The organism is Pseudomonas sp. BIGb0278 (assembly GCF_024809895.1).
Lineage (GTDB): Bacteria > Pseudomonadota > Gammaproteobacteria > Pseudomonadales > Pseudomonadaceae > Aquipseudomonas > Aquipseudomonas shirazensis.
The window spans coordinates 1-11,993 of record NZ_JANUEL010000001.1; the positions used below are offsets into that span (position 1 = coordinate 1).

The 11,993-nt window shown below is 58.3% G+C and carries 9 protein-coding genes; all 9 read left to right on the forward strand.

Annotated features, from left to right (window positions below; all coding sequences use genetic code 11):
- Positions 1-267 precede the first annotated feature (267 nt).
- On the forward strand, positions 268-2,475 hold the full coding sequence (locus tag M2396_RS00005; protein ID WP_259074200.1) for a bifunctional prephenate dehydrogenase/3-phosphoshikimate 1-carboxyvinyltransferase: 2,208 nt from the start codon (positions 268-270) through the stop codon (positions 2,473-2,475).
- A complete protein-coding gene (gene cmk / locus M2396_RS00010) occupies positions 2,472-3,158 on the forward strand; it encodes a (d)CMP kinase (RefSeq protein ID WP_101321651.1) in 687 nt (228 codons plus the stop codon). The genes M2396_RS00005 and cmk overlap by 4 nt, the downstream gene beginning before the upstream one ends.
- Positions 3,159-3,281: 123 nt before the next feature.
- Positions 3,282-4,961 (forward strand): 30S ribosomal protein S1, encoded by a 1,680-nt coding sequence (gene rpsA / locus M2396_RS00015; RefSeq protein ID WP_101321650.1) that lies wholly within the window; start codon positions 3,282-3,284, stop codon positions 4,959-4,961.
- 283 nt (positions 4,962-5,244) lie between these two features.
- On the forward strand, positions 5,245-5,544 hold the full coding sequence (ihfB, locus tag M2396_RS00020; protein WP_101321649.1) for an integration host factor subunit beta: 300 nt from the start codon (positions 5,245-5,247) through the stop codon (positions 5,542-5,544).
- A 22-nt stretch (positions 5,545-5,566) separates the two neighbouring features.
- Entirely contained in the window at positions 5,567-5,830 is a 264-nt protein-coding gene (locus M2396_RS00025) for a LapA family protein (RefSeq protein ID WP_150571398.1), read from the forward strand.
- Positions 5,831-5,933: 103 nt separating this feature from the next.
- Positions 5,934-7,352 (forward strand): MBL fold metallo-hydrolase, encoded by a 1,419-nt coding sequence (locus M2396_RS00030; RefSeq protein WP_259072230.1) that lies wholly within the window; start codon positions 5,934-5,936, stop codon positions 7,350-7,352.
- 216 nt (positions 7,353-7,568) lie between these two features.
- The gene (locus tag M2396_RS00035) at positions 7,569-8,618 is read left to right on the forward strand and encodes an LPS O-antigen chain length determinant protein WzzB (protein WP_259072231.1); all 1,050 of its coding nucleotides are present in this window, start codon (positions 7,569-7,571) and stop codon (positions 8,616-8,618) included.
- Between the two features lie 127 nt (positions 8,619-8,745).
- On the forward strand, positions 8,746-10,161 hold the full coding sequence (locus M2396_RS00040; RefSeq protein WP_259072232.1) for a Wzz/FepE/Etk N-terminal domain-containing protein: 1,416 nt from the start codon (positions 8,746-8,748) through the stop codon (positions 10,159-10,161).
- Between the two features lie 545 nt (positions 10,162-10,706).
- Entirely contained in the window at positions 10,707-11,984 is a 1,278-nt protein-coding gene (tviB, locus tag M2396_RS00045) for a Vi polysaccharide biosynthesis UDP-N-acetylglucosamine C-6 dehydrogenase TviB (protein WP_259072233.1), read from the forward strand.
- Positions 11,985-11,993: the final 9 nt, after the last annotated feature.

Consider the following 11,993-nt stretch of genomic DNA (forward strand, 5'->3'; position numbering starts at 1 on the left):
GGGGGGCGGCGGGCCCCCCGCCCCGCCCCCCCACCCGGCCTCGGCCGCCGCGGGGCGGGCGCGCGCCGCGCGGGGGGGGGGGGGGTGGGGGGGGGGGGGGGGGGGGGGGGGGGGGCCCCCCCCCCCCCCCCCCCCGCCCCCCCCCCCCCCCCCCCCCCCCCCGGCCCCGGTGCGGCAATCGATCAGCATGGTTTGATCCGGCACATGCTGCCGTTCTGAACAGGGTTCGCACTCGTGGTTGATGTGGTAGCAAACAAATCCGCGCCGATTATCGGCCGCCTGGTCGTGGTCGGCCTCGGCCTAATCGGCGGCTCGTTCGCCAAGGGCCTGCGTGAAAGCGGCCTGTGCCGCGAAGTCGTCGGTGTCGATCTCGATGCCCCGTCGCGCAAGCAGGCTGTCGCCCTCGGTGTAGTCGATCGCTGCGAAGAAGACCTCGCCAGCGCCTGCGTCGGCGCCGACGTGATCCAGCTCGCCGTGCCGATCCTGGCCATGGAAAAACTGCTCGCCGTGCTGGCCAGGCTCGACCTTGGCAATGCCATCGTCACCGACGTCGGCAGCGCCAAGTGCAACGTGGTCCGTGCCGCCCGCGAAGTGTTCAGCAGCAATCTGCCGCGCTTCGTTCCCGGCCACCCGATTGCCGGCTCCGAGCAGAGCGGGGTAGAGGCCTCCAACGCCGCGCTGTTCCGCCGGCATAAAGTCATTCTTACGCCACTGGCTGAAACCGACCCTGCCGCACTGACCATGGTCGACCGCCTGTGGCGCGCATTGGGCGCCGATGTCGAACACATGACGGTCGAGCGTCACGACGAAGTGCTGGCGGCTACCAGTCACCTGCCACACCTGCTGGCCTTCGGCTTGGTCGATTCGCTGGCCAAGCGCAATGAAAACCTCGAAATCTTCCGGTACGCTGCAGGGGGCTTTCGCGATTTCACAAGAATCGCCGGCAGCGACCCGATCATGTGGCATGACATCTTCCTCGCCAACCGCGAGGCGGTGCTGCGCACGCTAGATACATTTCGCAGCGACCTCGACGCCTTGCGCGACGCGGTCGATGCAGGGGATGGGCACCAGCTGCTGGGGGTATTTACCCGCGCACGGGTTGCCCGCGAGCATTTCAGTAAAATCCTGGCCCGCCGGGCCTATGTGGACGCTATGAACGCCAACGATCTGATTTTCCTGGCCCAACCTGGTGGCCGCGTGTCCGGACGGATCCGCGTTCCAGGCGACAAGTCGATTTCCCATCGCTCGATCATGCTCGGCTCGCTGGCCGAAGGCACCACTGAAGTCGAAGGCTTCCTTGAAGGCGAGGACGCTCTGGCGACCTTGCAGGCCTTCCGCGACATGGGTGTGGTCATCGAAGGCCCCAACCATGGCAAGGTCACCATTCACGGTGTCGGCCTGCACGGCCTGAAAGCCCCGCCCGGGCCGATCTACGTCGGCAACTCCGGCACCTCGATGCGCCTGCTGTCGGGCCTGCTCGCCGGCCAGCCGTTCGACGTGACCATGACTGGCGATGCTTCGCTGTCGAAGCGGCCGATGGGCCGTGTCGCCAACCCGCTGCGGGAAATGGGCGCAGTGGTCGAAACCGGCGCCGATGGCCGGCCACCACTGACCATTCGTGGCGGGCAAAAACTCAAGGCACTCAACTACACGCTGCCAATGGCCAGTGCCCAGGTCAAATCCTGCCTGCTGCTGGCCGGCCTGTATGCCGAAGGCGTGACCACCGTCACCGAGCCTGCGCCAACCCGCGACCACACCGAGCGCATGCTGCGCGGCTTTGGCTATGCGGTCGAGTCCAACGGCCCGGTCGCTTCGCTGCAAGCGGGTGGCAAACTCACCGCAACCCGTATCGAAGTGCCGGCAGATATCTCGTCTGCTGCGTTCTTCCTGGTTGCCGCGTCGATCGCCGAAGGCTCCGACCTGCTGCTTGAGCACGTCGGCATCAACCCAACCCGCACCGGTGTCATCGACATCCTGCGCCTGATGGGCGGCGATATCACTCTGGAGAACCAGCGTGAAGTCGGTGGCGAGCCGGTAGCCGACCTGCGTGTGCGCGGCGCCAAGCTCAAAGGCATCGAGATCCCTGAAGAGCTGGTACCACTGGCTATCGACGAGTTCCCGGTGCTGTTCGTCGCCGCGGCTTGCGCCGAAGGCCGGACCATCCTCCGTGGCGCCGAAGAACTGCGAGTGAAGGAATCCGACCGCATCCAGGTAATGGCCGACGGCCTGATCACCCTGGGCGTGACGTGCGAACCGACCCCGGACGGGATCATCATCGACGGCGGCCCGATTGGCGGTGGCGAAGTACACGGCCACGGCGACCACCGTATCGCCATGGCTTTCAGCATCGCCTCGCTGCGGGCCACTGCGCCGGTGCGTATCCATGACTGCGCCAACGTTGCCACCTCGTTCCCGAACTTCCTCGCGCTGTGCGCCGAAGTCGGCATTCGTGTGGCCGAAGAGGCCAAGTCGTGAACGCCCAGGCCCCGGTCATTACCATCGACGGCCCGAGTGGGTCGGGCAAAGGCACCGTAGCCGGGCTGCTGGCACGTGAGCTCGGCTGGCGCCTGCTCGATTCCGGCGCGCTGTACCGTTTGCTCGCCTTCAGCGCGCGCAACCATGGCGTCGACCTGACCAACGAAGAGCTGCTGACCAAGCTGGCCGCTCATCTGGATGTGCAGTTCTACCCGGCCGAGGAGGGTAAGCTGCAGCGCATCATGCTCGAGGGTGACGACGTCAGCCTCGACATCCGTACCGAAGCAGTCGGCGCCGGCGCCTCGATGGTGGCCTCGCTGCCCGCGGTGCGCGATGCCCTGCTGCAACGCCAGCGCGCGTTTCAGGAGGCTCCGGGGCTGATCGCAGACGGCCGCGACATGGGCACTGTGGTGTTCCCGGACGCGCCGTTGAAAGTGTTTTTGACCGCCAGCGCCGAGGAGCGGGCGCGTCGTCGTTATTTGCAGTTGAAAGCGAAAGGCGACGATGTTAGGCTGGCGAGTCTGCTAGATGAGATTAGTGCGCGCGATGAGCGCGATACCCAGCGTGCGGTGGCCCCGCTTAAACCGGCGGCCGACGCGATTCAGCTGGACTCTACCGAGTTGTCCATCGAGCAGGTGTTGCAACGCATCAAAAGCGAGATCGCCCTGCGCGGTATCGCCTGATGATCAGGAAAGCAGGCAGGGGCACCAGTCAACGTCTTGCCGGTTTTCCTTTAAATAACGAAACCCACATTGTCTGGAGTGTGGTTAGGGGCGTCTTCTTCGCCCAAATCTACAGGAATTAAAATGAGCGAAAGCTTTGCAGAACTCTTTGAAGAAAGCCTGAAAACCCTCAATCTTCAGCCGGGTGCGATCATCACCGGTATCGTTGTCGACATCGACGGCGACTGGGTTACCGTACACGCTGGCCTGAAGTCCGAGGGCGTCATCCCGCTCGAGCAGTTCTACAACGAAGCTGGCGAGCTGACCATCAAGGTCGGTGACGAAGTTCACGTTGCGCTGGACGCGGTCGAAGACGGCTTTGGCGAAACCAAGCTGTCCCGTGAAAAAGCCAAGCGCGCCGAGTGCTGGATTGTTCTGGAAGCTGCTTTCGCTGCCGAAGAAGTTGTCAAGGGCGTTATCAACGGTAAGGTTAAAGGCGGCTTCACTGTCGACGTTAACGGTATCCGTGCGTTCCTGCCAGGTTCGTTGGTTGATGTCCGCCCAGTGCGCGACACCACCCACCTCGAAGGCAAAGAGCTGGAATTCAAGGTCATCAAGCTGGACCAGAAGCGCAACAACGTCGTTGTTTCGCGTCGCAGCGTCCTCGAAGCCGAGAACAGCGCCGAGCGTGAAGCTCTGCTCGAAACTCTGCAAGAAGGCCAGCAAGTCAAAGGTATCGTCAAGAACCTCACCGACTACGGCGCATTCGTGGATCTGGGCGGCATCGACGGCCTGCTGCACATCACCGACATGGCTTGGAAGCGTATCAAGCACCCGTCGGAAATCGTCAACGTTGGTGACGAAGTTGATGTTCGCGTCCTGAAGTTCGACCGTGAGCGCAACCGCGTTTCGCTGGGTCTGAAGCAGATGGGCGAAGATCCGTGGGTAGCTATCACTGCTCGTTACCCAGAAGGTACTCGCGTACAAGCTCGCGTTACCAACCTGACCGACTACGGCTGCTTCGCTGAGCTGGAAGAAGGCGTTGAAGGTCTGGTACACGTTTCCGAAATGGACTGGACCAACAAAAACATCCACCCGTCGAAAGTCGTTCAGGTTGGCGACGAAGTGGAAGTTATGGTTCTGGACATCGACGAAGAGCGTCGTCGTATCTCCCTGGGCATCAAACAGTGCAAGTCCAACCCATGGGAAGACTTCTCCGGCCAGTTCAACAAGGGTGACAAGATCACCGGTACCATCAAGTCGATCACCGACTTCGGTATCTTCATCGGCCTGGACGGCGGCATCGACGGTCTGGTTCACCTGTCCGACATCTCCTGGAACGAAACCGGCGAAGAAGCCGTACGTCGTTTCAAGAAGGGCGACGAGCTGGAAACTGTCATCCTGTCGGTTGATCCAGAGCGCGAGCGCATCTCCCTGGGCATCAAGCAGCTGGAAGACGATCCGTTCTCCAACTTCGTTGCTGTCAACGACAAAGGTGCAATCGTCAAGGGTATCGTCAAAGAAGTTGACGCCAAAGGCGCCATCATCACCCTGGCCGACGACATCGAAGCTACTCTGAAAGCTTCCGAAATCAGCCGTGACCGCGTTGAAGACGCGCGTAACGTTCTGAAGGAAGGCGAAGAGATCGAAGCCAAGATCATCAGCGTTGACCGTAAGTCGCGCGTTATCAGCCTGTCGATCAAATCGAAAGACGATGCTGAAGAGCGTGAAGCTATCCAGAGCCTGAAACAGGCTCCTGAGGCAGCTGCTGCCGACACCACCATGGCTGCGCTGCTTCGCGAAGCAATGGCCAAACAGAACTAAGTTCTGCTTGATCGGTAGAAAAGGGGCGACTTAGGTCGCCCTTTTTTATTGCCTGCGATTTGTCGCCTGTTGCCAGAGGGTTGCGCAACTGCCCGCGGCGTCTGCGCCCAACTGGTGCAAACCCCTCTACCCAGCGCTGCCTAACCCGGTGCACCGAAAAAGTTCCCCGCGCACCAATCTTGAATTTTTTTATTAAGTCAAGAACCGCCCTGTTCAAATCCCCCTGAGCGTGCTACAAACTGGTTAAGCAATGATCTAGCTGCTTGATAACGAAGGGAAAAACATGACGAAGTCGGAGCTGATCGAACGTATTGTCACCCATCAGGGTTTACTCTCGTCCAAGGACGTCGAGTTGGCCATCAAGACCATGCTCGAGCAGATGGCCCAGTGCCTGGCAACGGGCGATCGCATCGAGATCCGCGGCTTTGGCAGCTTCTCGCTGCACTATCGCGCACCTCGCGTAGGTCGCAACCCCAAGACCGGCCAGTCGGTAAGCCTTGAAGGCAAGTTCGTGCCGCACTTCAAGCCGGGCAAGGAATTGCGCGACCGGGTCAACGAAGAAGAGCACGAAACCGAAGCCTGAGTGCAATCAAAGGATCAGACCGATGCGTAACCTCAAGCGCGCCCTGGCGCTGCTGTTCGTCCTGCTGCTGGCAGCAGTGGTGATGTTCTTCGTGCTGGAGAACCAGCAAACCGTCGCCCTGGTATTGTTCGGCTGGACTGCCCCTGCAGTGCCTGTAGCGCTGCCGGTACTCGCCGCCTTGGTGGTGGGGTTGGCCCTCGGTCCATTGCTTGGCGCCTACGGCGTCATGCGCAGTAAACGCAGGATTCGTGCATCGGCACGTCAGGCGGCCTTGGCAGAGAGCTGAGGAAACGTCCTACAGCTTTAGCAGATATAGCTGATATGAAATCTGCGAATAAAATGGAGTAATAGCCCGCTTCGTTTTCAACCCTGCGCAGGGCTTCAGCAGCATGACTTTCCCCGTTATCACGCATAATGGTGGCACCCGCGGCGTCACGGGCTCCTGTCATCAGCTGCACCTAGATTCCGCCACCAGCCTGCTCATCGATTGCGGGCTTGAGCAAGGCACCGATGCCCGCCCTGATTCCTCCGCGCTGGGCTTCGATATCAGCGGCATCCAGGCGTTGGTGATCACCCATGTGCACCTCGACCATGTCGGTCGCATTCCGGCACTGCTGGCCGCAGGCTTTCGCGGCCCGATCTTCTGTAGCGTGCCTTCCGCGAAGCTGCTCCCGCTGATTCTTGAAGATGCCTTCAAACTCGGCATCAGTAGCGAGCCCGCGCAGGTAGCGCGTTTTCTGCACCTGCTGAAAAGTCTGGTTGAGCCGATCGCCTTTGGTCAGTGGCACAGTCTGATCGAGCAAGGGCACCTGCAATGTCGCATCCGTCTGCAGCGTGCCGGCCATCTGCTCGGTTCAGCGTACGTCGAGTGTGACATCAGTACCCCTGCGCAATCGTGCAGCACCCGTGTGGTGTTCTCTGGCGATATCGGCGCGCCCTACAGCCCCTTGCTGCGTCCAGTCCAGCCGCCAGAGCGCGCCGATGTGCTGGTGCTCGAAAGCACCTATGGCGACCGCCTGCATCCTGACCGCAGCGACCGGCGCCAGCGTCTGGAAGCAGCGATAGATCGTGCCTTGGCTGACCAGGGCACGATCCTGATCCCCGCATTCAGTCTCGGTCGTACGCAAGAGTTGCTCTATGAGATTGAAGAGGTCCTTCACCTTAAAGGCCTGCTCGACACCTCGGGCGCGGCAGCCTGCGATGATCAGGTCGACTGGGCGCAGTTACCGATCATCCTCGACTCGCCGCTGGCTCAGCGCGTGACCCAGGTCTACCGGGAGCTGCATCAGTACTGGAATGACGAAGCCCGACTACGCTTGAGCGAAGGGCGCAAGCCGCTTGGCTTTTCCCAGTTGGTGTGTGTGGATAGCCACGCCAAGCACCAGCAAGTGGTCAATTATCTAAAGAGTACTGGCCGGCCAGCGATTGTGATTGCCGGCAATGGCATGTGTTCGGGTGGGCGGATCGTTAATTACCTCAAGGCCATGCTGGGTGATCCGCGGCATGAGGTGGTTTTTGTCGGGTATCAGGTCAAGGGGACGCCTGGGGCGGTTTTGCAGGCTGGTGCTGAGAAGGTGGAGTTGGATGGCGAGGCCTATCCGCGGCGGATCAAGGTCACGACGCTGACGGGCTATTCGGCTCATGCAGATCAAGCTGGATTGGTCGATTTTGCGTTGGGTGCGGGGAGGGCGGCCAGGCGGGTGGTGCTTGTGCATGGGGAGGGTAGGGCGAAGCGGGGGTTGGCGTCAGCGCTGCGCAGCAAATCTGCGGAACTCGGGTGCGAGGTGGGCGTCACAGTCCCAGCTTGACCGTTTGGCAGAGCACGCTTTGAAGCCAGTACGGAGTGGAACTTCCCAGGCTCAGACCTCTCTATAACGGATTAATGCTAAAGATATGTAATGGGCCATGCACATTGCTGAATTGCCGCTACGCTTCATCTTTACAGGTAGCAAGCCATGGGTTGGCGAAGGTCGTACCTGTTCAGGGAAGTCTGACTTCGACGGATCCAAGGAAAATTAGAATAAATGCGCAATGAACGTGAGCGCCTGAGTGGTGAGGGTGAAATTGATCTGGTCGAGTTGGTGCAGGGTGTCTGGAGAAGGAAGCTCTGGGTTGCACTGGTTGCGCTGCCGATAATTGGACTGAGCATCGCCTATGTGCTGCTCGTACAACCGGTATATGAGGCCAAGCTTTATGTTCAGCCGCCGTCGCAGAGCGAGATTGCTCAACTCAATAACGCTCGGGGTGGAGATTCAGGGTTGCCGATCTATTCCGTCAAGGATGTATACGACATCTACTTGAAGGCCCTGCAGTCAGAAGCACTACGTAACAAATTTTTCCGCACGGAATATTTGGCGCACCTCACGGATGAGCAGCGCAGTGGTTCGCGTGATGCTTTGTACAGTCACTTCAACAGTTTGATCAAAGTGTCTCAGGCCGGCAAAGACATGCCCTCTCGTTATGTCGTAACCGCTAATCTCGAAGACCCCCGTAGAGCTGCCGACTGGGTCACGACATACGTGGAAATGGCGTCTGAACGCGCTAAGCGAGAAGTGTTGAAGGGTAGCCACAGCGACCTCGCGATCATGGCTGACAACCTCGAGCGACAGATTCAAGCTGCTCAGGCCGGCGCACGCAAGCAGCGTGAAGACCAGATTGCTCAGCTGCAGGAGGCGCTTGCTGTGGCTGAATCCATTGGGCTGAAGAGGCCACCGATTCTTGCAGGTGACTTGTCGTCAGAAATTTCAGCGGGCATGGGAGGCAGCCTGACCTACATGCGCGGGAGTGAAGCGCTCAGAGCTGAAATCGATACCCTCAAATCGCGCGTCTCCGATGATCCATTCATCAGTGAGCTCAGGTCCAGGCAGGAAAAGCTGGGTATTTATCGCAGTATCAGCATTGATCCATCAGCCATCGCGGTATATCAGCAGGATGGCGCTGTCGAGCAGCCTGATAAGCCAATCAAGCCTAAAAAGTCGTTGATCGTTCTGCTGGCCAGTGCGGCGGGCTTGGGTTTGGGGGTGATGGTCGCGCTTGCCAGAGATGTCTGGATAAGGCGCCGTGTCATGGCTTGAGTGCTGTGACGTGGCCGGTTCTTGTCCCCAACCGTTGTTGGAAATTGCGAGAAATGCAACAATGCTCGCGGTCACCGATGGCATGGAAAAGCTGGACGCGCGCATGATGCGCTAAGCAGTGCCTGTCGTGGTAATTCTCAATCTATCTATCAGGCAAAGTGCATTGAACAGCGTCACGCGTGTACCGCCCGCTATCCCTACCAGCGAAATAGACCTTTTCGATCTCGTCCGCCGGCTGTGGCGACGTCGAGTTCTGATCCTCGGTGTAGCTGCCGTAAGTGCTGCGCTTGGCGTTGTCTATGCTCAGGTTGCAACGCCGGTCTATGAAACATCGACTATTTTGCGCCCGGTTGCCTTGAACGAGCTGGACGCCCTGAACCGCTCGCAAATCTACACCCTGCCGCCGGTTGAGGCGCTCAAGCGGGTAGGCGCGACCCTGGATTCCTATGACGCGCGGCTGGCCTTCTTCCGCGCTCGGCCGGAGCTGATCGAGGCGTTCGCAAGCCCGGGCCAGAGTCTGGAGCAGGCGTTCGATGCGTTCAACAGCGATGCACTGATGCTCATGCAGCCAGACCCCAAAAAGACTGATCTGCTCAGTACTTATATTGGTCTGAAGATTCGCTACGACCGGGGGCTTGATGGCGCCAGTGTGCTCAATGACTTTGTCGCTTATGCGGCCGAGCGAGAGCGAGCTCAGTTGGTCCAGGACCTGCAAATCATCAAGGCCAACCGCCTGACCGAAGTTGATGCCCAGCTGAGTTCGGCGATGGAGCAATACAGCGCTGGCAAAGAAAGCCGAATAGCGCGCCTGGAAGAGGCCGACGCCATCAAGCGTGCGGAGTTGAACGACGAGTTGAGCGCTCTCCGTGTGCAATCGAAACTGCGCAGAGAGGCGCGGCTGGCTCAGTTGGATGAGGCAATTGCCATTGCGCGAAGCCTGGGCCTGAGCCGGCCCTCTACACCGTCCCTGATGGCCAATGCAGATTCGGAAAGCAGCAATATCATTCGCACCGAAGTCAACAGCCAGCAAACGCCGTTGTATTTCCTTGGCTCGAATGTGCTCGAGGCAGAGCGCAATGCGTTGCGCCGACGTACTTCCGACGATTTCACCGAGCCGCGCATCGCGCAGATTCGCAAAGAGCTCGTCATGCTGTCCACTAACCGCAAGGTGCAGATGCTCAAAGCTCGGGCTAATGACGCGGCCTTCCTTGAAGGGATAGAGACCCTCCGAGCAGAAAAATCCCGCTTGCTTAACCTGGATACCAGCCTGCAAGGCCTGCGTTTGGTCAGTGTTGACCAATTAGCGGTTGAGCCGGTTCGTCCGATCCGCCCCCGCAAAGCCCTCATTGTCCTAGTTGCCTTGGTAGTCGGGTTGATGCTGGGTGTGCTGACCGCCTTGATCCGCAGCCTGGTCAAGGACCGCTTGCGGCAGATCCGGGTGCTTGAGATCAAGGGGACGGCAGAGCGAGTTTCTCCTAATGCAGGCGCAGAAACCGGTGCGTCCCGGATCAATAATGGGGAAACGAGCGGCGCGGGGACTTAGCATCGAAGCGCTGACCGCAGGAACTTGGCCAGCTTCGATGCGGTAGTGCTGGCGACCGACCACTGTCCTGATCGAGAGCAAGGCCAGAGCTGCGCGGGCGGTTCGCTCAGCCTGGGAAAACTGCGGATTTGGCATTTTGCCCCATTGAAAGGAAAACGCAGTGGTTGCTGGAGCTCTCAAGATTACCGTTGATAGGTTGCTGAAAGAAATTTAGGCTTGGTTGGTGTTCGCTCATCTCATACGCTCAAGTGTCTGGCACGCTCGAGATCGATTGGCTCCAGTTGATGTCAAATTGATATCCTGGGCGCAGTCGCACAGTGGTAGCTCTCGGCTAAGCAGCACGGTGGAAAGCCTGGGTGATTTGGCCTGTCTCGCTGACCGCGCACTGAAAAATGAAAATAGGCGTAGGCCAATAGGTCCGCCGAAGCTGGTAGTTAACGAAATTCGACAATCCATTGGCAGTACAGCAGGTGGATTATCAAAAAAATGAGTGGGCGCGTGGCTCCTCACCACTTGACTCAATTTGCAACAGGGTTGGATGAAATATGTTTTCACTTAAAGACGTGAAGCTCGCTGTAATCGGCCTTGGCTACGTCGGTTTGCCCTTGGCAGTTGAGTTTGGGAAAAAGCGTTCTGTTATTGGTTTTGATATAAATCAATCTCGAATCGAAGCATTACAAAGCGGCCACGATTCGACGCTGGAGGTGAGTGGCGAAGAGATGCGCGAAGCCCACCACCTACTTTACAGTGCCTGTCTCGACGATCTACGCGCCTGCAATGTATACATCGTAACGGTGCCAACTCCGATTGATGATTACAAACAACCGGACCTAACACCGCTGATCAAAGCCTCTGAGACGATTGGTAAAGTTCTGAAACGTGGCGATATCGTTATTTATGAGTCCACGGTCTATCCCGGCGCGACCGAAGACGATTGCGTACCAGTGCTTGAAAAAATTTCGGGTTTAGCTTTCAACTCAGATTTCTATGCAGGCTATAGCCCAGAAAGGATCAATCCAGGTGACAAAGAACACCGCGTCACCACCATTAAGAAGGTGACCTCGGGCTCTACTCCTGAAGTGGCCGAAGTAGTAGATGCTTTGTATCGTGAAATTATTATCGCCGGTACGCATAAGGCTAGCAGTATCAAAGTAGCTGAAGCCGCCAAGGTAATTGAGAATACTCAGCGAGACCTGAATATTGCCCTGATTAACGAACTGGCCTTGATCTTTAATAAGATGGGAATCGACACTGAGGCTGTCCTCGACGCAGCGGGTACCAAGTGGAATTTCCTGCCCTTCCGTCCAGGGTTGGTAGGTGGTCACTGCATTGGGGTAGATCCCTATTATTTAACGCATAAGGCCCAAAGCATCGGCTATCACCCAGAGATCATCCTCGCGGGTCGTCGCCTAAATGACAGTATGGCAGCGTATGTTGCATCCCAGTTGGTCAAGACCATGGTCAAGCGTCGGATTCATGTAGACGGCGCACGCGTATTGATTATGGGTCTCACGTTCAAGGAAAATTGCCCGGACCTGCGCAATACTAAGGTCGTGGATATTGTCAAAGAGCTGCAAGAATACAATATTCATGTAGATATTCATGATCCATGGGTCAATGTGGAAGAGGCCCACCATGAGTATGGCATCACTCCAATTCATGAAGGGGTCGGCGGTACCTACGACGGAGTAATTATCGCTGTAGCGCATCGACAATTCAAAGAGATGGGTGAAGCCGGTATTCGCGCCTTGGGTAAGCCTGAGCATGTACTTTACGACCTGAAGTATTTGCTGTCTGCTGATGAGAGCGATCTGCGTTTGTGACCGATGAGG

What these genes read in the sequence shown, in the direction of transcription:
- rpsA (WP_101321650.1), top strand. Translation starts at nt 3,282, where the DNA reads ATGAGCGAAAGCTTTGCAGAACTCTTTGAAGAAAGCCTGAAAACCCTC.
- ihfB (WP_101321649.1), top strand. Translation starts at nt 5,245, where the DNA reads ATGACGAAGTCGGAGCTGATCGAACGTATTGTCACCCATCAGGGTTTA.
- M2396_RS00025 (WP_150571398.1), top strand. Translation starts at nt 5,567, where the DNA reads ATGCGTAACCTCAAGCGCGCCCTGGCGCTGCTGTTCGTCCTGCTGCTG.
- M2396_RS00030 (WP_259072230.1), top strand. Translation starts at nt 5,934, where the DNA reads ATGACTTTCCCCGTTATCACGCATAATGGTGGCACCCGCGGCGTCACG.
- M2396_RS00035 (WP_259072231.1), top strand. Translation starts at nt 7,569, where the DNA reads ATGCGCAATGAACGTGAGCGCCTGAGTGGTGAGGGTGAAATTGATCTG.
- tviB (WP_259072233.1), top strand. Translation starts at nt 10,707, where the DNA reads ATGTTTTCACTTAAAGACGTGAAGCTCGCTGTAATCGGCCTTGGCTAC.